We start from the raw sequence: 20,986 nt of genomic DNA, 5'->3' as shown, positions 1-20,986 counted from the left end.
ACGATCGCCGCTCAGCCAGCCCTTCCAGACAGGAGAGAACGATGACCTCGTCCGACACCACCACCACAGGCGCCCCCCGATCGAGTGGGCGCATCGGCCTCTGGCTGATCGGGGCCCGGGGCAGCGTCGCCACCACGGCCGCCGTGGGCCTGCACGCCATCGCCGCCGGAGCCGCGCCCAGCTCGGGCTGCGCCACCGCGACCCCCGCCTTCGAGGACGTCCCGCTCGCCGGGTTCGCCGACATCGTCATCGGCGGCCACGACGTCTCGCCGACCCCGCTGCTCGAGAAGGCCACGGGCCTCGCGGCCGGCGGCATGTTCCCGACCTCGGTCGTCGCCGAGGTGGCCGACCGGATCGACGCGACCGACGCCGAGATCCGCCTCGCCCCCTCCGACGCCGCGTCGCAGCAGGAGGAGATCGACCGCCGGGCCGCCGACATCGTCGCCTTCCGCGAGCGCCACGGCCTCGCCCGGGTCGTCGTGATCGACGTCGCCTCGACCGAGGTGCTGCCGGCCGACCGTCCCGAGTTCCACGACCTCGCCGCTCTGCGCGCCGCCCTGGCGCGTCCGGGCGAGCGCCTCCTGCCGCCGAGCTCGATCGCCGCCCTCTCGGCCGTCGTCGCGGGCGCGGCCTACGCCTGCTTCACTCCCTCGACCGCGCTGGCTCTGCCCGCCCTGGAGGAGTGGGCCGCCGAGGCCGGGATCCCGATCGCCGGCCAGGACGGCAAGACGGGGGAGACCCTGCTCCGCAGCGTGCTCGCGCCGATGTTCACGGCGCGCGGGATGCGCGTGCTCTCGTGGGCGGGGGCGAACCTCCTCGGCGGCGGCGACGGGCAGACCCTCGCCGACCCGGAGGCGGTGCGCTCGAAGCTCGTCTCGAAGAACCGCGGACTCCGCTCCCTCCTCGGCGACGACGTCGTCACTCCGCTCCACATCGACAACGTCCCGGACCTCGGCGACGTCAAGACCGCCTGGGACCACGTGCACGCGGAGGGCTTCCTCGGCTCGCGGATCACGGTGCAGACGATCTGGTCGGCGTACGACTCGGCCCTCGCGGCGCCGCTGATCCTCGACCTCGCCCGCCTGCTGGCGCTCGCGGACGAGGCCGGCGTCTCGGGCCCCGTCGGCGAGCTCGGCTTCTTCTTCAAGGACCCGTGGGGCAGCGACGTGCACGGCTTCGCCGAGCAGACGGCGGAGCTGGTGGCCTGGTCCGCCCGCACCGGCGCCCTCGTCGCCGAGCGCCGCACCCCGGTGACGAGCGGGACGCGGAGCGATGGCTGAGCTGCGCGACTACCTCGAGCTGGTCCGCGCGAAGGCCGCGCTGACCGTGATCGGCGACACCGTCGCGGGCGGAGCGTGGGCGGGCCGCGGAGTGGGAGCGCGCACGGTCGCGCTCCCGCTGTCCTCGGCGCTGCTCTACTCGGCGGGCATGGCGCTCAACGACTACGCGGACGCCGAGCTCGACGCCCGGGAGCGGCCCGAGCGGCCGATCCCCTCGGGGCGCATCCGGCGCTCGGCGGCGCTGGGCACGGCGGCGGCGCTGACCGCGGCGGGGATCGCCGTGGCGGCCGTCGTGGACGGGCGGCGCTCGCTCGCGCTCTCACTGCCGCTCGCGGCCGGGATCTGGTCGTACGACCTGCTCGCGAAGCCGACTCCGCTGGGCCCGGTCGTGATGGCGGCCTGTCGCGGTCTCGACGTGCTGCTCGGCGCGGGCGTCGACGGCGTGCGCGCGGCGGCCCCCGCCTCCGCCGCCGTGGCCGCGCACACGCTCGGCGTCACCGTGCTCTCGCGCGGCGAGGTGCACGGCACCACCCCGGTCGCGGCGGGAGCGGTCTCGGCCGGCACCGCGGCGATCGCGCTGTCCACCGCAGCCGGCGCTCTGGCCGAGCGCCGGGCCGCCCCCGCCGCGGTCGCCGCCGCGGGCCTCGGGCGCTGGCTCCTGCTCGTGCTCTACGCGCAGCTGCAGGCCGTGCGGACGCCGACGGCCGCGGCCGCGCGGACGGCCACCCGCGCGGGCATCACCGGGATGATCCCGCTGCAGGCCGCGCTCGCCGGTCTGAAGCGTCCCGAGCTGGGGGCGGCGCTGCTCGCGCTCGACGCGCTCGGCTCCCTCCTGCTCCGCCGCCCGCGGACGGCGGACATCACATGAGCGCCACCGGACCCGTCCTCGGCTACGGCACCAACGGCTTCGCCGACCACACCCTCGACGACGCGCTCACGGTGATCCACGCCGCGGGGTACCGCGCCGTCGCGCTCACCCTCGGGCACCCGCACCTCGATCCCTTCGCAGCCGACTGGCGCGAGCGGACGCTGGCGCTCCGGTCGCGGCTCGACGAATCGGGCCTGCGCGTGGTCGTCGAGACGGGCGCGCGGTACCTGCTCGACCCGTTCGCGAAGCACCGCCCCACGCTGGTCGACGAGGAAGCCGGCCCCCGCGTCCGCTTCCTCGAGCGCGCGATCGAGATCGCCGCGCTGCTGGGCGCCGACGCCGTCTCCCTCTGGTCGGGGGTCGTGCCGGCGGGCGCCGATGCGGCCGCTGCCTGGCGGCTGCTCGTCGAGCGCATGCGCGGCGTCGTCGCGACGGCCGAGCGCCACGGCGTGCGGCTGGCCGTCGAGCCCGAGCCGGGGATGCTGGTGGAGACGGTCGCCGACGCGCTGCTGCTGCGCCGCGAGCTCGGCGACCCGGAGTCGGTCGGGCTGACGGTCGACCTCGGCCACTGCGTCGTGGTGGAGCCGGACGGCGTGGTCGGAGCCCTCCGCAGCGCCGGGGACCTGCTGCTGAACGTGCAGGTCGACGACATGCTCCCGGAGCGGCACGAGCACCTCGAGCTCGGCACCGGATCGCTCGACCTCGCGGCCGCCTTCGCGACCCTCGCCGAGATCGGCTACCGCGGGATCGCCGCCGTCGAGCTGCCCCGGCACTCGCACGACGCGCCCCGCCTGGCCGTGGCGAGCCTCGCGGCGATGGAGGAGGCGCTCGGCGGCGCCTCCTCGCACGTCGAGCACCCGTGGACCGCGGCCGCCCGCTCCGCCGTCCTCGAGCGCCCGTCGCGGATCGAGCGCTTCTTCCCCGCCGCGGGCCGCGAGGCCGGACGCGAGCCGCTCCGGCCCGCCGAGGACCCGCACGGCCTCGTCCACGGCACGCACGACGACGCGGCCCGCGCCGCCCTGGTGCAGGCCGCCGCGCAGGCGCTCGGCGACGACGACCTGGCCGCTCTCCTCCTCCGCCTGTACCGCGGCGGGGACGGCGCCGAGCGCCGCGGAGTGCTGGCCGGGCTGAACGCCCTCGGCGACCCGGGACCGGCGACGACCCTCGCCGGCCTCGAGCTGACCGCCGACGCCCTGCGCGCCAACGACACCCGGCTCGTCGCCGCGGCGATGGGCTCCTTCGCCCGCCGCCACCTCGACGCGCACGCCTGGCGGCACGGGGTGCTCAAGCTCGTCTTCCTCGGCGTCCCGCTCGCGGCGGTCGCCGGGCTGGAGGAGCGCAGCGACGCCGAGCTGCGCGCGATGGCCGGCCGCTTCGCCGACGAGCGCCGCGCGGCCGGGCGCCCGCTCCCGGACGATCTGGCGGTGCTCCTGCCGAGCTGACCGCCCCCGCACGCCGCCCCGACCGCGGGGCACCACCACCGATGAGAAAGGCGCGACGATGCGCATCTTCGACCCGCACATCCACATGACCTCCCGCACCACCGACGACTACCAGGCGATGTTCGACGCCGGCGTCCGCGCGGTCGTCGAACCCTCCTTCTGGCTCGGCCAGCCGCGCACGAACGTCGGCTCGTTCACGGACTACTTCGACGCCCTGATCGGCTGGGAGCGCTTCCGCGCCGCGCAGTTCGGCATCCGCCACCACTGCACCATCGGGCTCAACCCGAAGGAGGCGAACGACCCGCGCTGCCGGGCGGTCCTGCCCGAGCTCGACCGCTACCTCGCCAAGGACGGCGTCGTCGCGGTCGGCGAGACCGGCTACGACTCGCTCACCCCCGAGGAGGACCAGGTCTTCCGCCAGCAGCTCGAGCTCGCCGGCGAGCACGGCCTCCCCGCGATGGTGCACACTCCGCACCGCGACAAGGAGTCGGGCACCCGCCGCACCCTCGAGGTCGTCGCCGACTCGGGGCTCGAGCCCGGGCGGGTCCTCGTCGACCACCTCAACGAGGTCACCGTCGACGCGGTCCGCGACTCCGGCTGCTGGATGGGCTTCTCCATCTACCCCGACACGAAGATGGACGAGACCCGCCTGGTGACGCTGGTCGAGCGGATCGGGCTGGACCGCGTGCTGGTCAACTCCGCCGCCGACTGGGGCCGCTCCGACCCGCTCACGACCGCGAAGACCGGCCGCCTCCTCCTCGTCGCCGGCTTCAGCGCGGGCGACGTGGACCGGCTGCTCTGGCAGAACCCGGTCGAGTTCTACGGGCAGAGCGGACGCCTGGACCCCTCGCCCGTCGCGGGCTTCGACGTGCAGGAGTCGGCCGGCCGCACCTTCGAGGGCAACTCCGTGCTCCGGGGCGCCCCGCGCGTGGCGGAGGTCGTGTGATGCACCTCTCCTACTGCACCAACGTCCATCCCGCCGAGGACCTGGCCGGAGTCGTCCGCCAGCTCGACGTGTACGCCGGACCCGCGCGCGTGGCCGCAGGGCTCGCCCTGGTCGGAGTCGGCCTGTGGATCCCGCGCGACCTCGCGGCCCGCCTGGTCGCCAGCGCCGAGGACCGCGCCGTCCTCCGCGCGGCCCTGCAGCGCAACGGCCTGGAGGTGCGCACGCTCAACGCCTTCCCGTACGCCGCGTTCCACGCCGAGGTCGTGAAGCTCGACGTCTACCGCCCCGACTGGACCACGCCGGAGCGCCTGCAGTACACGATCGACTGCGCGCGGATCCTGGCCGACCTGCTGCCCGCCGGCGCCGACGGCAGCATCTCGACGCTGCCGCTGGGCTGGCGCGAGGGCTGGGGGCGGGAGCAGGACGAGGCCGCCTGCCGGAACCTCGCCCGGCTCGTCGAGGAGCTGCGCGACCTGCGCCGCTCCACGGGCCACGCGATCCGCCTGGCGATCGAGCCCGAGCCCGGCTGCATCCTCGACACCGTGGACGACGTCGTCGACTGGCTGCACCCGCGCATCGGAGTGGTCGACCCGGCGTACGTGGGCGTGTGCCTGGACACCTGCCACCTCGCCGTCTCCTTCGCCGACCCGGTCTCGGCCGTCCGCCGCATCCGCGACGCGGGCCTGCGCGTGGTCAAGGTGCAGGCCTCGGCCGCGCTCCACCTGGAGGACCCCTCGGGCCGCGCCGCGCTCACCCCGTTCGTCGAGAAGCGCTACCTGCACCAGACCCGCGAGAACGGGATCGACGGAGTGCTCCGCGTCGACGACCTGCCCGAGGCGCTGGGCACGCTCCCCGGCACCGGCCCGTGGCGCGTGCACTTCCACGTGCCGCTGCATCACCGGCCGGAGGCGCCGCTCTCGGCCACCACGGCCGTCCTGGCGGAGGCGGTCTCGGCGGTCGACGCCGCCTGGCCGTACGACGAGATCCACCTCGACGTCGAGACCTACACCTGGTCGGTGCTCGCCGACGCCCCGAGCGACCTCTCGACGGGCATCGGCGCCGAGCTCGCCTGGGCGGCCGCGCACCTGCTCACGCCTGCCTCCCGAGAGGCGCTGCTGGTGCCCCTCCTCCCGCAGGCGGCGGCGCTGTGATGCCCGTGCTGCTGCTCGACGTGGTCGGGCTGACCTCGACGGCGCTCGCCGACATGCCCCGCCTCTCGCGGCTGGCCCGAGGGGGCGGGCGCCTGCCGCTGGACACGGTCCTGCCCGCGGTCACCTGCAGCGTGCAGTCGACCATGCTCACCGGCTCGATGCCCGCGCAGCACGGGATCGTCGGCAACGGCTGGTACTTCCGCGACCTCGGCGAGGTGCACCTGTGGCGCCAGCACAACCGCCTGGTCACGGGGGAGAAGGTCTGGGAGACCGCGCGCCGGCTGAGCGGGGAGCCGTACCGCGCGGCCAACATCGGCTGGTGGTACGCGATGGGGGCGACGACCGACGTCACCGTCACTCCGCGCCCGATCTACCACGCCGACGGCCGCAAGTCGCCGGACGCGTACGTGCGCCCGCCGGCGCTGCACGACGAGCTGGTCTCGCGCTTCGGCGCCTTCCCGCTGTTCCAGTACTGGGGACCGACCGCGTCGCTCCGCTCGACCCAGTGGATGGTCGACGCGACCCGGCATGTGCTGGCGGGCGACGGCTCCGGCCCGCCCGAGCTGACCACGGCGTACCTGCCGCACCTCGACTACGACCTCCAGCGCTTCGGACCGGACTCGCCCGAGGCGCGCCGGGCCGCGTCGGAGCTCGACGTGGTGCTCGCTCCGCTGCTCGACGACGCGGAGGCGCTGGGCGCGTCGGTGATCGTGGTCGCCGAGTACGGGATCGCCGACGCCGACACCCCGGTCGACGTGAACCGGGCGCTCCGCCGCGAGGGCCTGCTCGAGGTCTACGTGCAGGACGGCCGGGAGCAGCTGGACCCGTGGACGTCGCGCGCGTTCGCCGTCGCCGACCACCAGGTCGCCCACGTCTACGTGCAGGACGCGGCGGACCTGCCGCGGGTGCGCTCGATCCTCGAGGGGCTCGACGGCGTCGACGAGGTTCTCGACCGGGAGGCGCAGGCCCGCTACGGCCTCGACCACGAGCGCTCGGGCGAGTTCGTCGTGGTCGCCCGGCCGGGGGCGTGGTTCACCTACTACTACTGGCTCGACGACTACCGCGCGCCCGACTTCGCCCGCGGCGTCGACATCCACCGCAAGCCCGGCTACGACCCGGCCGAGCTCTTCTTCGACCCGGCCGACCCGCTGGTGAAGGCGAAGGCGGCGGGCAACCTCGCCAAGAAGGCGCTGGGGCTGCGCTACGCGATGAACCTGGTGCCGCTGGACGCGTCGCTCGTGCGCGGCACGCACGGGAGGTTGCCGTCCTCATCGGCCGACACCCCGCTCGTGCTGGCCTCGGACGCGGACCTGCTGCCGGCCGGAGCCGCGTCGCTCCCGGCCACCGCGGTGCGCGACCTGGTGCTCGCGGCGCACGGCCCGGCCCTCGCGAAGGAGGCGTCGGCGCTCGCGCGCTGAGGGAGAGGACGCCCGGCGGCCTGCGCCCGTGTGCGGGCTGCCGGGCTCTGAGGGATCAGCCGGGGTCGCTGCGGACCTTGTGAGCTCGGGCGAGCTCGCCGCGGGCCGCAGCGGGCTCAGGTCCTCGCCGCGGATCCAGGTCCTCGCCGCGGGCTTCGTCCGGGCCGCCGGGCGGCTCAGCGCGGCACGAGCCCGGTGAGCCGCGCCGTCAGCCGCTCGACGGGGCCGGCACCGAGGAACCGCCACCACAGCACGGCTGCCGTGCACAAACCGAGCACGAGGGCGAGAGCGGCGAGCGGAGTGTCGGCGGAGTAGCCGAGGCCCGCCCGCGCGAGCGCTGCGACGAGCGCCACCTGCAGCACGTAGACCGAGAGCGCGAGCGTGCCGATCGCCCGGAGCGGCACCAGCAGCCGCTGGACAGCGGTGGAGCGCGACGTGGTCAGCAGCACCACCGCGACGTAGGCCAGGAGCACGAGCCCGAGGTCGTGCAGGGTGTCCGGGAGGCTGCCGGAGGGCGACTCCACGCCGAGCAGGAGCGCGACCAGCGGCCGCACCGGATACGCGACGACCGCGACCGCCGCGAGCACCGGCAGCAGCCGGTCCCGCTGCGCGCCGTGCCGCAGCAGCAGGGCTCCGAGGAGGAAGAAGGGGAGCAGGTTGGTCGCGCGGTAGCTCGGCCCGGTGAAGAGCCAGAGGGCGAGCGGAGAGCCGGATGCGGCGGCGGCGACCGCGGCGTTCACGGGCCCGGCGGCGAGCGCGAGCACGGCGGCCAGCGCGGCGATCGTCCGGGAGCGGAGGAGGAGCAGCGGCGTGCCGAGCACGAGCACGACGCCGAGGTACTGCAGCACGATCGCGATCCAGCTGCCCCAGGTCTCGAGCCAGACGCCGAGCGCCACGAGCACCGCGCCGCGGATCGCGTTCCGCAGCAGCACCCGCCCGGGGGAGGCACCGGGCCGCGCGAGCACCAGGGCCGCCGACATTGCCATCACCAGCGCGAACAGCGGCGACGCGAGATCGTTGATGTTCCACGCCAGGAACCCGACGACCCCCGTGCGCGCGCTCGGCACGAGCGGCATCGCGTGCGCGACGAGCATGGCCGCCACCGCCACTCCGCGCAGCACATCGGGGGCGACCAGTCGGTCGTGCCGGAGTCGCGGAGCCGTCGCAGTCATCCCGCGAGAGTAGGCGCGCCTCCGCCGCCGCGCCCCGCGCGAGCGCACCTCGCGCCACCGGCCTCCCGCCGGGCCGTCCGCCGGGCCGTCGGCCGGGGCGCCACCCGCTCCGCCGACGTGCGCTGCTGTCCGCTCCCCTCCGTCGGCCGCGGCGCCGCCCGCCCCGCCCGCGGGCGCCGGGCTGACCGGCCGCGGCGCCGCCCGCTCCGCCGACGGGCGCTGCTGTCCGCTCCGCTCCGTCGGCCCGGCCTCCGGCCGCCCGCTCCGATCCGTCGCTGACGGCCCGTTCCGTCCTCCCGCACGGGCCGTTCGTGACGGATCGACGCCCGGCGCCCTCCGGCAGGCCCGCGCTCGCTCCGCATGCGGCGCCCAGTCGCGCCCGGCCCGCTCCGATCCGTCGCGGACGGCCCGTCCTGCGCTCCTCCGCAGGCCGTGAGCGACGGATCAGCGCCCGCCCGCGCCGCCGCCTCGCGCGGATCCCCGCCGCGATGCCCCGGCCTCGCCCCGGCCTGCTCCGATGCGTCACGAACGGCTCCTTCCGTCCTCCCGAAGCGACCGTTCGTGACCCCTCGGTGCCCGCTCGTCCGCACGCCCGCCCGTGCCGCCGCCTCGCGCGGATCCCCGCCGCGACGTCCCGGTCCCGCCTCGGCCTGCTCCGATGCGTCGCGAACGGCTCCTTCCGTCCTCCCGAAGTGACCGATCGTGACCTTTCGGCGCCCGCTCATCCGTACGCGCGCCCGCGCCGCCACCTCGCGCTCGGCGCCGCCGCGACGTCCCGGCCTGCTCCGATGCGTCGCGAACGGCTCCTTCCGTCCTCCCGAAGCGACCGTTCGTGACCCTTCGACGCCCGCTCGTCCGCACGCGCGCCCGCGCCGCCGCCTCGCGCTCGGCGCCGCCGCGACGTCCTGGCCTCGCGTCGGCCTGCTCCGATGCGTCACGAAAGGTCCCTGTCTCCTTCCCGAAGCGACCGTGCGTGACCCCTCGGCGCCCGTCCGCGAGCGGCCTGCACTCGGCCCGCACCGAGCACGACCGGGCATGCTGGACGGATGACCGACGCCGCCCCGTCCCCCGACCGCCCGCGCCGCGCCCGCAGCCAGCACGTGCTCACCGTGCTGCGGACCGAGCACCTCACCGGCCACCTGGTCCGCGTGCACCTCGGCGGCGACGGGCTCGACGCGTTCCTCGCCGAGTCCGACCCCGAGCGCCTCGCCGCGACCGACCGCTACGTGAAGCTCCTGCTCCCGCCGCGCGGCTCCGACCTCCAGCCGCCCTTCGACCTCGACGCGCTCCGGGCGAGCGTCGCCCCCGAGCAGCTGCCCGTGCGCCGCACCTACACCGTCCGCTCGGTCGACCTCGAGCGGCGCTCGATCGCCGTCGACTTCGTCGTGCACGGGGACGAGGGAGTGGCGGGACCGTGGGCGCTCGCCGCGGCTCCCGGCGACCGGATCGCCCTCTCCGCGCCCGGCGGCGCCTGGTCGCCGAGCGCCGACCCCGAGGCCGTGCACCTGCTGCTCGGCGACGACTCCGCTCTGCCGGCGATCGCCTCCGCCCTCGAGGGGATGTCCGCGCACGCCCGCGGCCTGGTCCTGATCGAGGTGGACTCGGCCGCCGACGAGCTCGCGCTTCCCGCTCCGGCCGGAGTGGAGGTGCGCTGGCTGCACCGCGGCGGTCTCGAGGCCGGCCGGGCGCTGGTCGCGGCCGTCCAGGCCGAGCGGAGGCCCGAGGGCGTGCTCGAGGTCTTCGCGCACGGCGAGCGCACCGCGATGAAGCAGCTGCGCGCCCTCCTGCAGGACGAGTGGGGCGTGGAGCGCCGGGCGCTCTCGCTCTCGGCCTACTGGGCTCTCGGCCGCGCCGAGGACCGCTTCCAGGCCGAGAAGCGCGAGCCGGTCGGCGCGATCTTCGCCGACTGACGCGGGAGCGCACTCCGTCCGCACACTTCCGGGAAGGGACCAGCCTCGGACCCACCTCTACTCCGGTCCCCACGACCGGACCGTCCGATGGCGGTCCGGCCCTGCGAGCCTCGCGCCCGCCGCCCCCGCCGTTCTGCGGGCTGCTCGACCGACACGATGAGGAGAGCCCCTGTGGGAGTGCTGATCTTCGGCGCCTGGCGGCGCCGGATCGAGTTCGAGGACCGACGCTCGCGCACGTGCGGATCGCGGTGCGCGCGCGGATGGAGCAGGGACAGCCGTTCCGCTTGACCTGGAGGACGCTGCAGGAGTCGGAGCCGCGCTCGCACGCGATCCTCGTGCAGCCGAACGCGGTGCTGGAGTACCGCTTCGATCGTCCCCGGCTGCACGCCGTGAACCGCCTCTGGCTGCGCGAGCTCCTCACCCCCGCGTCCGGGCGCGACATGGTCGTCGCCGCCGAGCCCGAGCAGGCGCCGCTCCTCGGTGACGACCCTCCGTCCCCGGTTCCCGAGGGAGGGCTCGCGGCCTAGTCGGAGCGGATCCTCCGGCACCTCCGACCGCTCGCCCCCTCACCCGCACCTCCCGGGACGCGTTAGAGCGTCTCCGGCCGCGGGTGGTCCGTGCCCACCCCGCGGACGCTCCTGCTGGAGGCTGCGAGGAGCGAGGCGACGAGGACGACCGCGGCGCAGCCGAGCAGGGTGCGGTCGAGCCCGACGAGGTCGGCGAGCGGGCCCACGAGCGCCTCCCCGAGCGGCACGGCGAGGAAGGAGCCGACCATGTCGTAGGAGTAGACCCGGGCGAGCGCCTCGCGGGGGACATGGGTCTGCAGCGTCTGGTCCCAGGCGATGGCGAAGATCTCGAGCGCGACTCCGCCGAGGGCGAAGGCGAGGAGGAGGGCGGGGAGCGCCGGGACGGCTCCGAGGGCGGCGACCGGGACGGCCGTCACCGCCATGAGGGCGACGCCCGCCCCCAGCGCACGGCGGGGCCGCCAGCGCAGCGCGATCACGGCCCCGATCACCAGACCGACGGTCTGCGCGGCGATCACGAGTCCCCACGCCGCTCGACCGAAGGACCGATCGGCGACGACCGGGCCGAGGACCGTGGTCGCGCCGACGAACGCGGCGTTGACGGCGGTGAACTGCGCCACGACGATCCACACCCAGCGCCGGCTCGTGAACTCCCGCCACCCCTCGCGGAGGTCGGCGAGGACGGAGGCGCCCGGGCCCGAGCGGACCGTCCGCGGCAGCCGCACACGGGAGTAGAGGACCGCGGCCAGGGCGAAGCCCGCGGCGTCGACCGCCAGCCCCCACCCGGGACCCACCAGTGCGACGAGCGCGGCCCCGGCCGAGGCGCCGACGATGCTCCCGCCGTTCAGGCCCAGGCGGAGCAGGGCGTTCGCCGGGCGGAGCTCGCCGACCGGCACCGTCTCGGGGACGAGGGCGGCCGCGGCGGGCAGGCTCATCGCCGCGACGGCGCCGTTGAGCACGCTGAGCACGACCAGGGCCGCGACGGTCGCCGTCCCCGTGATCACCGTCACGGCGACCGCGGCCTGAGTGGCTGCCGCCGCGAGCGAGGTGCCGACGAGGATCACGGAGCGGGGGAGCCGGTCGGCGAGGACGCCGCCGAGCAGCAGGACGGCGACGTTGGCGAGGGAGCGCGCGGCGACGACGAGTCCGAGGTCCGTCGGCGAGCCCGTCAGGTCCAGCACGGCGAAGGCCAGGGCGATCGGAGCGACGGCGTTGCCGAGGACCCCGGTCGTGCGGGCGGCGAGGAGCCAGCGGAAGGGGCCGTGCGCGAGAGGACCGTGCGCCAGCGGCCCGCGCCCGTCGCGGGTCACGGCCGGCGGAGCGGGAACATCGCGGTCGTCATCGACACCGGTGCGGTACCGGGCGTCCTCGGCGGCCGGGCCGCCGCGTGCAGCAGCGCGGACGCCTCCCCGACGTGCCGCACGACCCGCCGCCAGACCTCGGGGTCGACCCAGAGCTCCGCGTCCGTCGAGAGCTGAGGACCGTCCGCCCGGCTCGACGAGCGCCGCCGGAGCTCCTCGATCAGGGCCTCGAGGTGCAGGTCCCGCTCCTCCTCCGGCCCGGCGTCCACGGACGCCGTCACGTCGAAGGGCCTTCCGGAGGCCTCGTGCCGGTACCGCTTCGCCTCTCCGCCCCGCAGGCGCACGGTCTCGACGACGGCCACGAGCCCGGCGCGCTCCAGCACGCGGAAGTGGTAGCTCGCCGTCGCCTGCGACAGCTGCAGCTCGCGGGCGGCCTCCGCGGCGCTCATCGCCGCTCCCGTGACCAGGGACAGCAGGCGGAGGCGGATCGGATGCGCGGTGGCGCGCAGCTCGTCGAGAGAGGACATGCGGCCATGGTGTCCGGCGGCTCCCGCACCGTCAAACAGGGCTTTGGGGGTGGGGCGGCGCTCGCCGGGCCGCTCCGGTGCACATCGGGCGGCGCTCGCCGGGCCGCTCTCGCGAGCGATCCGGAGCTCCACCGGCGCTTCCGGGCTGCTCGCTCACCCCGGCGATCCGGGATCGGGGCCCGGAGTCGTCCTCCGGGCCCCGTCGCTCACACCTGGGCGGTGCCGCTGTCCTCGACCGGGCCGGACGCGTCCGACTCCTCGGTGATCTCGGTGTCGGTCTCGTCGGCGCGGTCGCGGAGCGCGTCGGCCATCGCGCCGGCGCCCTCGGCTCCGTGGTCGTGCTCGACCTGGTCGATCAGGCCGCCGAGCTTCTCGTCGTTGCTGGCGTCCTCGGCTCCGTCCATCACGGGGCTGTTCTGCTCGTTGTCGCTCATGGCGCTCCTCCTGGGTCGACCGGCCTCTGCGCCGGTGGTCCGACGCTACGCGCGCGGCCCGTGCGGTGCAGGTGATCGACGGGAATCGGCCGGTCCGCTATCGGGGTGCCGAGCGACGTTCCCGGCCATCCCCGAATCGAGCGGATATCGCTTTCCACCCTCCGGAGAAGTGAGCGGATATCGCCTGTCGAATGAGCCGCTATCGCTTTCCGGCGAGGTGAACAGTTCTCTCAGAGAAGTGCCCCTCGGAGACCCTCCCTGCTATGATCGGGCGACTTCTGCACCAGGGACCGGGGGGTCGTTCTCGGCGGACGATCGATCATCCACACGCCTGTTATCCCGATCATCACCAGTGAAGGCGCGTATGGCTTCGTATCTCTTCGTCTGCTCCGGCGGCGGGCATCTCAAGGAGATGTTCGCGCTCTCGGGGCTCCTCGGAGTCGACCCGGAGGAGCAGCACTGGGCGACCGTCGACAGCGCCCTCAGCCGCACCCTCCTCGCCGACCGGCGCGTGACCCACCTCGCCGATCCGCCGCCCCGCGCCGTTATGCCGGTGCTCCGCAACGCGATGATCGGCCGCTCCCTGCTGGCCCGCGGCTCCTTCGACGCCGTCTTCAGCACCGGCGCCAGCCCCGCCCTCTCCTTCCTGCCGCTCGCGGCCTCGCGCGGCATCCCCGCGCACTACATCGAGAGCGCCGCCCGCGTGCTCGGCCCGTCGATGACCGGTCGGATCCTCGCCCGGGTCCCCGCCGTCTCGACCTACACGCAGTACCGCTCCTGGGCCGACGACCGCTGGAGCTTCGGCGGCTCGATCTTCGACACCTACCGCGTCGAGGACGTCGTCCCGCAGGCGATCCGCCGCGCCGTGGTCTCGGTCGGCACGCAGGACGGCTACCCGTTCCCCCGCTTCTTCGCCGCGCTCGCGCCGCTGCTCGAGGGCGTGGAGGTGCTCTGGCAGACCGGGGCGAACGACGTCTCCGGTCTCGGGATCGACGGCCGCCACTCCGTGCCGCACGACGAGCTCAACGCCGCGATGAAGGCGGCCGACGTCGTCATCGCGCACGGGGGAGTGGGCACCGCGCTCAGCGCCATCGAGCAGGGCCGGGTGCCGATCCTGGTTCCGCGCCGCGCCTCGTTCGGCGAGCACGTCGACGACCACCAGGTGCAGATCGCCACGCGCCTGGCCGACTCCGGCCTCGCGGTCACCGTCGACATCGAGGGCCTCTCCCGCGAGACGCTCGAACTCGCCGCGGCGAGGCGGGTCGTCTCCGCCGATTCCGCCGTGCCCTTCGTGGTGCACGAGACGGCCGAGAAGTCCTCGGGCCTCTCCCGCCGACTCTTCCCCTCCTCCCGCTGATCCCCGCCCGAGCGACCAGACGTGATGAGAACGACATCCACGCGTCATCCGCGGCCCGTACACTCTCGAATGGGTTGGGGGGCCGGACGTCACTTCATGTGCGTCGAATTCGGAATGGTCGGCCGACTCGACACTGATGGCGAAAGCTCCGAAGGATTCTCGATATGACTGACACCCCGCGCGGCCTCTCGCGCCGCCTCCTGCTCGCCGCCTCCGCTGTCGGAGCCGCCGCGACCGCCTCCGCTCTCGTAGCGACGCCGGCGCTCGCCGCGCCGAACTACAGCGTGATCCCGAGGCTCCCGGGCGAGGTCTCGCGCCTCGACACCGTCCGCTCAGAGTCCGGCGGCAAGCCGTACGAGGTCATCGACGTGAAGATCGGCAACGATCCCGCGCGCCTCTTCGTGCCGCACAGCGCTGTGCCGGGCAAGAACCTCTCGGTGCCGGTCGTCTGGTACTACCACGCGAGCGGGAGCGACTGGAAGGCGCTCTCCGGCGCCTACAAGAACTCTGCCGAAAAGCTCGTGGACCAGGGATTCGTCAGCATCTGCCCGCAGTACAGCGGCAGTAGCGCTTACACGAGCGCCCCCGCACTCGCCGCTCAGAAGGCTGCCGTCGAGTGGGTGACGAGCCAGTGGTCGATCCGCGCGAGCTTCCTCCGTTCGAACTCCGGCGGCGGCGCTCTGCTCTGCTGGGCCTACGCGAACCGTCTGGTCCCGAACATCTACGGCGCCTACCACGCCAGCGGCGTCTACAACATCGAGGACACCGAAGCGCGCGACCCCGGCCGCGTCCTCGCTGCGTACGGCGGCAACGTGAACGCACTGCGCGCGGGCAACCCGTCGCGCCTGCCGCAGTCCCTCTGGACGGGCACGCGCCTGCGGATCACCGCCGGTTCGGCCGACACTCTCGTGCCGGCCGAACTCCACGGCGGACGGCTGCGCCGCCTCGCTCAGCCCGTCGCGCGAGAGACGACCATCGCGTACCACTCCGGTGACGGGGGCCAGTTCGGTCACGTCGTGCCCCCCTTCACGAACAACGACATGGTTCAGACCTTCCGCCGCTGGCTCCAGGAGGGCCCCGCCTGATCCGCGGCAGGACCGACGCGACCCCTCCTCCCCGGGGGTCGGCGCCAGGGTCGAGCAGTGGAGGAGGAGGGCACGGCATCGCAGGCGTCCCAGCCGCCGAGAGGCGGCTCGCGAGGGCATCGCGATCCTCATCGAGGCCGACGGGACCACTCCCGTGAGCGCCGCACCGCCCGCCCCCTCCTCCACCACTCCGCTCCGACGCCAGAAGGACTCCCTGACGTGATCGACATCCTCCCGCGACGACTCCTCGTCGGCGCGCTCTTCTCGGTCGCCCTGGTGATCGTCCTCGGGATGGGGTACATCTTCTCGACCCGGGAGCCGGCCACCGGCCTCCTGGTGATCGCCGCCGGAGTCGGCGGCATCGTCGGCGCCTACGTTCTGCTGCGGGTCCCCGCGCACTGGCTGCCGGCGATGGCGCTCGCGTTCTTCGCGCTCGTCCCGACGCCGCTCACCCCCTCGACCCTGACGTTCCGCATGACGCTCTGGGCCGTCATCCTCGTGATCTGGGCGATCCGGCGCGGGCTCGCTCCCGAGCTGTGGCGCGCCCCCGTCAAGGCGTGGACCCGCGAGCTCGTGCTCTCCCCGTGGCGGGCCGTGGTGATCCTCGCGTTCATCGCCCTCATGCTCTGGTCGGCCGTGGCGACGGTGCGCGGCTCCTTCGCGAGCGAGGGCGTCTCGTGGCTGTTCAGCTTCGCGATCTGCGTGGGCGTGCCGATGCTCGTCTTCGACGCCCAGCGCGAGGCCGTGCTGCTGCGCAAGACGTGGGTGATCCTCTCCGGGCTGCTCGCCCTCTACGCCGCCCTCGAGCTGGTCGCGCAGAGCTCCCCGATCCTCGGTGCCGTCTACGGCGCCCTCGGCTACGAGCAGGACCAGCACTGGTCGCTCTACCGCGCCGAGATCACCTTCGGACACCCGCTGCTCGCCGGCACCTTCCTCACCGTGGGCGCCGGGCTCGCCTTCGGCTCCTGGCTCCAGGGCTCCCGCAAGTCCGACCTGCTGCTGGGCATCCTGGCCTCGGGCGGTGTCGTCGCGACCGTCTCGCGCGGACCGATGGCGGCCATCGCCGTCGCGGTCGTCGTCGCGCTCGTCGCCGTCGGCTTCCTCAACCCGGACCGCTCGCTGCTCCGGCCCGGCTCGATCCTGATCGCCGGCCTCATCGCGGGCGTCGGAGTCCTGAACTTCGAGCCCGTCACCGCCCGCAACAACAACCTCGACGCCTCCATCTCGGCCGGCGCCCGCGACCTCGCGGTGACCGTGTCGCTGAAGGCGGCCGAGCTCACGCACTGGCTCGGCTCCGGAGCGGCGACGTCCGGCATCAGCGGCAGGCGGTTCTCGGACGTGGTCATCGAGAACTCGTTCCTGCAGCTGCTGATCAGCGTCGGCATCCCCGGCCTGCTGTTCTTCGTGATCATGGTGGCCGCGATGTTCGGCGCCACGCTCAGCCGTCGCGACGTCGGCCCCGCGGCCGGCCTGCTCGGCTTCATGGTCTGCCTCGCCGGCTACAACGCCATCGACGCGGTCCGCCCCAGCCACCTGCTCCTGGGCTTCCTCGTCATCATCTGCCTGAACCCGGTGCACGTCCCCGACTTCTCCAAGGGCATCCGGATGCGCCAGCCCCTCGGGGCGCGGATCTTCGACGCGCCGATGGCCGTCGGGATGCGGGGCGACCGGTGAGCCGCCGCTCCCGCAGGAACGACTCGTCGCCGGCCGCGCTCGTCGTCCAGCAGTCGCTCGCGCCGCCGGACTCGACCACGCAGTACGTCGATTCGATCGTCGACGGCCTCGCGCCCGGCGTCGAGCTGCTGTTCTTCTCCTGGCGCAGCGCCCTGCTCGCCGACTACGACGTGCTGCACGTGCACTGGCCCGAGCTGATGATCCGCGGCCGCAGCCCGCTGCACCGCTTCCTGCGCCGCCGCGCCCTCGACGTGCTGCTGGTGCGCCTCGCGCTCCAGCGAATCCCGCTCGTGCGCACGGTGCACAACCTGCACCCGCACGAGCTCGGTCCCGCCGCCGAGCGCCGCTCGCTGGCCCGGATCGACCGCGCGACCGACCTGTTCGTCCGCCTGAACCCCACGACCGTCACTCCCGGCCGGGCGCCCGCCGTCACCGTGCTGCACGGGCACTACCGCGACCAGTTCGCCCAGCACCCGCTGCCCGAGCGCGAGCACGGCCGCGTCCTCTACTTCGGCATCATCCGCCCGTACAAGGGCGTCGTCGAGCTGATGGACGTGTTCCGCGGCGTGGAGGACGACTCCCTCTCCCTGCACGTGGTCGGCAGCCCCAGCACGGGCCAGCGCGAGCTGGTCGAGGAGCGGGCCGCCCGCGACACCCGGGTGCGCACCACGCTCCGCCGGGTCGACGACGCCGAGATGGTCGACGAGATCGGCCGGGCCGAGCTGATCGTCCTGCCCTACCGCGAGATGCACAACTCCGGCTCGATCCTGGTCGCCCTCTCGCTCGGCCGGCCGATCCTGGTGCCGCGCACGCCCACCAACACGGCCCTGGCCGAGGAGGTCGGCAGCGACTGGGTGATCGAGTACGACGGCGATCTCACGCCCGAGCTGATCACCTCCGCCCTCGAGCGCACGCGCACCCGTCCGCCGGAGGGGCTCCCCGCTCTCTCCGGTCGCGACTGGGACGTGCTCGGACTCCAGCTCAAGAAGGCCTACGAGGGCGCGATCGCCACCAAGAAGGGCTCGACCCGATGACCGGGACCACGCAGAAGCCGTCTCCGAGCCTCGGCCGCTCCGCGAGCCGCGGCGCCGCCGTCACGATCGGCGGGCAGGCGATCCGCATCGCCGTCCAGCTGGGCAGCATCGTCGTCCTCGCGCGCCTGCTCGCGCCGGCCGACTACGGCCTGCTCGCGATGGTCACGGCGATCATCGGCATCGGCGAGATCTTCCGCGACTTCGGCCTCTCCTCCGCCGCCATCCAGGCGAAGGAGATCACGCCGGGCCAGAAGAGCAATCTGTTCTGGATGAACGCGGGCATCGGCCTCACCCTCACCCTGCTGGTCATCGCGGCCTCGTGGCCGATCGCCGCCCTCTACGGCGACGACCGGCTCCAGCTGCTGACCGTCGTGCTCTCCTCGACCTTCCTCCTCAACGGGATCTCGACGCAGTTCCGCGCCGACCTCGCCCGGCACCTCCGCTTCGTGAAGCTCACCCTGGTCGACATCGTCGGCCAGGTGCTGGGCCTCGTGGTCGGCGTGCTGATGGCGCTCGGCGGCGCCGGCTACTGGGCGCTGGCCGCGAGCCAGGTCGTGCAGCCGCTCATCGGCGTGCTGATGCTGGTCTTCATCACGGGCTGGCGTCCCGGCCGCTACCGCCGCGGCGAGGCGATGGGCCACTTCCTCCGCTACGGAGGCGGCGTCTTCGCGACCCAGGCGCTGACCTACGCGAGCAAGAACGTCGACTCCGTCATCATCGGCGCGCGCTTCGGCCCGGTCGACCTGGGCCTCTACAACCGCGCGTTCCAGCTGATGATGCTGCCGCTGCAGCAGCTCAACGCCCCGGCGCAGCGCGTCGCCCTGCCCGTGCTCTCCAAGCTGCAGGACGAGCGCGAGCGGTTCCGCACGTTCATCCTCTTCGGTCAGTCGGCGATGCTGACGGTGATGGGCCTCGTGCTCGCCGTCCTCGGCTCCCAGTCCGACTCGGTCATCCGGATCCTGCTGGGGGAGCGCTGGCTCGCCTCGGTCCCGATCTTCCAGATCCTGCTCGTGGCCGGGTTCTTCCAGGCCACGGCGTACTGCTCCTGGTGGGTGTTCCTCTCCAAGGGCCTCGTGCGCCAGAGCGTCTGGTACAGCCTGGCGACCCGCCCGCTGATGGTCGTCCTGATCCTGCTCGGCTCCAACTGGGGAGTGACGGGCGTCGCGGTCGCGTACGCCGGCTCGCTCGCCCTCACCTGGCCGATCGCGCTGATCTGGATCGGCCGCACCTCCGACGCCCCCGCCCGCGAGATGTTCACCAACGGCCTCCGCAGCGGCATCGCGTTCGGCTCGATCACGGTCGGCTCCTTCTTCTCCACCGTCTGGATCGCCGCCGACCAGCCCGTCCTCCGCCTCCTCGTGGGCGGTGCCGCCGTCCTGGTCGGGGTCGGGCTCTGGATGCTGATCCTCCCCGCGTTCCGCCGCCAGATCCTCGGCCTCGCCGACCTGCGCCGCCACTTCCGCCGCAGCCGCCCGGCCGCCGCTCCCGCCCCGGCCACGGTCGACGCCACCAGCCCCACCGGTGACAGCGCGCTGGTCGACGGAGCCGTCACGGCCGGCACCCCCGACTCCGAGCGGCCTCCCGCCGCCGTTCCCCCCACCGAAAGAGATCGATGAAACTCAAGCTCGGCGTCGTCAAGTCCTGGAAGAAGGACTTCGTCACGACGACCCGCCTGCCCGCCCGCCGCGACGCGGCGGTGCTCCGCGCCGCCCTCGCGGACCTCCGACCCGAGCCCGAGTCGCACCTCGTGATCGCCGCTCCCGGCAGCGGCAACATCGGCGACCAGGCGATGCTGGAGGCGTTCCTCGAGAACACCACCGGTCCTGTCGTGGTCGTCCAGCGCTACGCCGGCGACGTCGTGATCCCCGAGGAGCAGGCCGACCGGGTCGAGGTCGTCGAGCTCCCGCACCTGGTCTACGGAGTGGGCGACGCGCACGCCGCCGACCTCCGCGCCTACGCCGCGCTGATCCGCCGCGCCCGCTCGGTCTCGGTCGTCGGCGCCGACATGATGGACGGCAAGTACAGCCTCCGCGGCTCGGTCCGCCGCTCCCTGCTCGCGCAGGCGGCCGCCGAGGCAGGGGTGCCCACGCGCATCCTCGGCTTCTCCTGGAACGCGGCGGCTCGCCTCGCCGCCCGCCGCTCCCTGATCGCCGCCTCCCGCGCGGGCGTCGTCCCGATGCTCCGCGACCCGCTCTCGGCGGAGCGCGCCCGGAGCATCGGCGTGCAGCGCGTCGAGGAGGTCACGGACATCGTCTTCTCGGCGCGCACCCGCGACCGCAGCTTCCGCGAGGGGCTGGGACTGCCCGAGGGCGTCCCCTTCGCGCTCGTGAACGCGAGCGCCCTCGTCGCCGGCATGGTCGACCAGGTGCCGGAGTACGAGCGCATCGTCGACCGCCTCCGCGCCGCCGGCGTGCACGTCGTGCTCCTCCCGCACGTCTCCCGCCCCATCGGCGACGACAAGGTGGCCGTCCGCGCGGTCGCCGAGCGCGTGGGATCCGAGGGCGTCACAGTCGTCGACCGCGTGCTCATGCCCGCCGAGATCCGCGGCCTCGCCGAGGACGCCCTGCTGACCGTCACCGGCCGCATGCACCTCGCGATCATGTCGCTCTCGCTCGGCGTCCCCGCGATCACCCTCGCCACCCAGGGCAAGGTCGAGGGCATCATGCGCCTCATCGGCCTGCCGCAGCTGTGCGTCGAGCCGGTCCCCGGCTTCGCCGACCGCGTCCTCCCGGTGATCGACCGCATCCTCGCGGAGCCGGGCGACGGCGGCGTGCGCGCCACCATCGACGCGGCCATGCCCGAGGTGCGCCGCCTCTCGGCGCTCAACACCCGCGGCCTCGGCGCGGAGGTCGTGCGATGAGCG

Annotated in this window: 18 protein-coding genes; 14 read left to right on the top strand and 4 right to left on the bottom strand. The window is 74.2% G+C overall.

The window, feature by feature from the left end; all coding sequences use genetic code 11:
* Positions 1-41 precede the first annotated feature (41 nt).
* The 6 genes from C5C25_RS05490 to C5C25_RS05465 are packed head-to-tail and all read left to right on the top strand — an operon-like array spanning position 42 to position 7,105.
* Entirely contained in the window at positions 42-1,280 is a 1,239-nt protein-coding gene (locus C5C25_RS05490; RefSeq protein ID WP_104226602.1) for an inositol-3-phosphate synthase, read from the top strand.
* Positions 1,273-2,148 (top strand): SCO3242 family prenyltransferase, encoded by an 876-nt coding sequence (locus C5C25_RS05485; RefSeq protein ID WP_219814381.1) that lies wholly within the window; start codon positions 1,273-1,275, stop codon positions 2,146-2,148. The genes C5C25_RS05490 and C5C25_RS05485 overlap by 8 nt, the downstream gene beginning before the upstream one ends.
* A complete protein-coding gene (locus C5C25_RS16800) occupies positions 2,145-3,590 on the top strand; it encodes an EboA domain-containing protein (protein WP_104249981.1) in 1,446 nt (481 codons plus the stop codon). Before C5C25_RS05485 ends, C5C25_RS16800 begins: the two co-directional genes overlap by 4 nt.
* 58 nt (positions 3,591-3,648) lie before the next feature.
* The gene (locus C5C25_RS05475) at positions 3,649-4,536 is read left to right on the top strand and encodes a TatD family hydrolase (protein WP_104249980.1); all 888 of its coding nucleotides are present in this window, start codon (positions 3,649-3,651) and stop codon (positions 4,534-4,536) included.
* Positions 4,536-5,687, top strand: coding sequence for a metabolite traffic protein EboE (gene eboE / locus C5C25_RS05470; RefSeq protein WP_104250092.1), 1,152 nt, complete (start codon positions 4,536-4,538; stop codon positions 5,685-5,687). The genes C5C25_RS05475 and eboE overlap by 1 nt, the downstream gene beginning before the upstream one ends.
* Positions 5,687-7,105: an alkaline phosphatase family protein gene (locus C5C25_RS05465; RefSeq protein WP_258069353.1), complete on the top strand. Its 1,419-nt coding sequence runs from the start codon at positions 5,687-5,689 to the stop codon at positions 7,103-7,105. The genes eboE and C5C25_RS05465 overlap by 1 nt, the downstream gene beginning before the upstream one ends.
* Before the next feature lie 176 nt (positions 7,106-7,281).
* Here the strand turns inward: C5C25_RS05465 and C5C25_RS05460 are convergent, their stop codons facing one another.
* The gene (locus C5C25_RS05460) at positions 7,282-8,277 is read right to left on the bottom strand and encodes a DUF418 domain-containing protein (RefSeq protein WP_104249978.1); all 996 of its coding nucleotides are present in this window, start codon (positions 8,275-8,277) and stop codon (positions 7,282-7,284) included.
* Between the two features lie 1,046 nt (positions 8,278-9,323).
* Here C5C25_RS05460 and C5C25_RS05455 point away from each other — a divergent pair.
* Together C5C25_RS05455 and C5C25_RS05450 are read left to right on the top strand one after the other, a co-directional pair.
* Positions 9,324-10,187, top strand: coding sequence for a siderophore-interacting protein (locus C5C25_RS05455; protein ID WP_104249977.1), 864 nt, complete (start codon positions 9,324-9,326; stop codon positions 10,185-10,187).
* Between the two features lie 236 nt (positions 10,188-10,423).
* Positions 10,424-10,714 (top strand): hypothetical protein, encoded by a 291-nt coding sequence (locus C5C25_RS05450; RefSeq protein WP_104249976.1) that lies wholly within the window; start codon positions 10,424-10,426, stop codon positions 10,712-10,714.
* Between the two features lie 62 nt (positions 10,715-10,776).
* Here C5C25_RS05450 and C5C25_RS05445 read toward each other — a convergent pair whose 3' ends face one another.
* From C5C25_RS05445 to C5C25_RS16255, 3 genes are all read right to left on the bottom strand, one after another.
* Entirely contained in the window at positions 10,777-12,021 is a 1,245-nt protein-coding gene (locus tag C5C25_RS05445) for an MFS transporter (protein ID WP_244230576.1), read from the bottom strand.
* Positions 12,018-12,539 carry a helix-turn-helix domain-containing protein gene (locus tag C5C25_RS05440; RefSeq protein ID WP_104222473.1) on the bottom strand — a complete coding sequence of 174 codons (522 nt, stop codon included), beginning with the start codon at positions 12,537-12,539 and terminating at the stop codon, positions 12,018-12,020. The genes C5C25_RS05445 and C5C25_RS05440 overlap by 4 nt, the downstream gene beginning before the upstream one ends.
* A 206-nt stretch (positions 12,540-12,745) precedes the next feature.
* The gene (locus C5C25_RS16255) at positions 12,746-12,973 is read right to left on the bottom strand and encodes a hypothetical protein (RefSeq protein WP_104222474.1); all 228 of its coding nucleotides are present in this window, start codon (positions 12,971-12,973) and stop codon (positions 12,746-12,748) included.
* 364 nt (positions 12,974-13,337) lie between these two features.
* On the opposite strand from C5C25_RS16255, the gene C5C25_RS05435 reads away from it, so the two are divergent.
* The 6 genes from C5C25_RS05435 to C5C25_RS05410 all read left to right on the top strand — a co-directional run bounded on the left by C5C25_RS05435 (position 13,338) and on the right by C5C25_RS05410 (position 20,983).
* Positions 13,338-14,330, top strand: coding sequence for a glycosyltransferase (locus tag C5C25_RS05435; protein ID WP_181133640.1), 993 nt, complete (start codon positions 13,338-13,340; stop codon positions 14,328-14,330).
* Between the two features lie 164 nt (positions 14,331-14,494).
* Entirely contained in the window at positions 14,495-15,415 is a 921-nt protein-coding gene (locus C5C25_RS05430; protein ID WP_104249975.1) for a hypothetical protein, read from the top strand.
* Between the two features lie 219 nt (positions 15,416-15,634).
* Positions 15,635-17,089, top strand: coding sequence for an O-antigen ligase (locus C5C25_RS05425; protein ID WP_104249974.1), 1,455 nt, complete (start codon positions 15,635-15,637; stop codon positions 17,087-17,089).
* Positions 17,086-18,123, top strand: coding sequence for a glycosyltransferase (locus C5C25_RS05420; protein WP_104249973.1), 1,038 nt, complete (start codon positions 17,086-17,088; stop codon positions 18,121-18,123). Before C5C25_RS05425 ends, C5C25_RS05420 begins: the two co-directional genes overlap by 4 nt.
* Entirely contained in the window at positions 18,120-19,739 is a 1,620-nt protein-coding gene (locus C5C25_RS05415; RefSeq protein ID WP_104233542.1) for a lipopolysaccharide biosynthesis protein, read from the top strand. The genes C5C25_RS05420 and C5C25_RS05415 overlap by 4 nt, the downstream gene beginning before the upstream one ends.
* Positions 19,736-20,983: a polysaccharide pyruvyl transferase family protein gene (locus C5C25_RS05410; RefSeq protein WP_104233543.1), complete on the top strand. Its 1,248-nt coding sequence runs from the start codon at positions 19,736-19,738 to the stop codon at positions 20,981-20,983. Before C5C25_RS05415 ends, C5C25_RS05410 begins: the two co-directional genes overlap by 4 nt.
* Positions 20,984-20,986: the final 3 nt, after the last annotated feature.

It is taken from the genome of Rathayibacter sp. AY2B9 (assembly GCF_002931595.1).
Taxonomy (GTDB): Bacteria; Actinomycetota; Actinomycetes; order Actinomycetales; family Microbacteriaceae; genus Rathayibacter.
The sequence above is the reverse complement of the archived record's forward strand: the minus strand, read 5'-3'. Positions and strand labels throughout refer to the sequence as shown.

Bases quoted from the DNA above. Each gene is read 5' to 3' on its own strand.
- C5C25_RS05435 (WP_181133640.1), top strand. From the start codon at position 13,338: ATGGCTTCGTATCTCTTCGTCTGCTCCGGCGGCGGGCATCTCAAGGAG.
- C5C25_RS05455 (WP_104249977.1), top strand. From the start codon at position 9,324: ATGACCGACGCCGCCCCGTCCCCCGACCGCCCGCGCCGCGCCCGCAGC.
- C5C25_RS05490 (WP_104226602.1), top strand. From the start codon at position 42: ATGACCTCGTCCGACACCACCACCACAGGCGCCCCCCGATCGAGTGGG.
- C5C25_RS05440 (WP_104222473.1), bottom strand. From the start codon at position 12,539: ATGTCCTCTCTCGACGAGCTGCGCGCCACCGCGCATCCGATCCGCCTC.
- C5C25_RS16255 (WP_104222474.1), bottom strand. From the start codon at position 12,973: ATGAGCGACAACGAGCAGAACAGCCCCGTGATGGACGGAGCCGAGGAC.
- C5C25_RS05485 (WP_219814381.1), top strand. From the start codon at position 1,273: ATGGCTGAGCTGCGCGACTACCTCGAGCTGGTCCGCGCGAAGGCCGCG.
- C5C25_RS05430 (WP_104249975.1), top strand. From the start codon at position 14,495: ATGACTGACACCCCGCGCGGCCTCTCGCGCCGCCTCCTGCTCGCCGCC.
- C5C25_RS05460 (WP_104249978.1), bottom strand. From the start codon at position 8,277: ATGACTGCGACGGCTCCGCGACTCCGGCACGACCGACTGGTCGCCCCC.
- C5C25_RS05465 (WP_258069353.1), top strand. From the start codon at position 5,687: ATGCCCGTGCTGCTGCTCGACGTGGTCGGGCTGACCTCGACGGCGCTC.
- C5C25_RS05415 (WP_104233542.1), top strand. From the start codon at position 18,120: ATGACCGGGACCACGCAGAAGCCGTCTCCGAGCCTCGGCCGCTCCGCG.
- C5C25_RS16800 (WP_104249981.1), top strand. From the start codon at position 2,145: ATGAGCGCCACCGGACCCGTCCTCGGCTACGGCACCAACGGCTTCGCC.
- C5C25_RS05410 (WP_104233543.1), top strand. From the start codon at position 19,736: ATGAAACTCAAGCTCGGCGTCGTCAAGTCCTGGAAGAAGGACTTCGTC.
- C5C25_RS05475 (WP_104249980.1), top strand. From the start codon at position 3,649: ATGCGCATCTTCGACCCGCACATCCACATGACCTCCCGCACCACCGAC.
- eboE (WP_104250092.1), top strand. From the start codon at position 4,536: ATGCACCTCTCCTACTGCACCAACGTCCATCCCGCCGAGGACCTGGCC.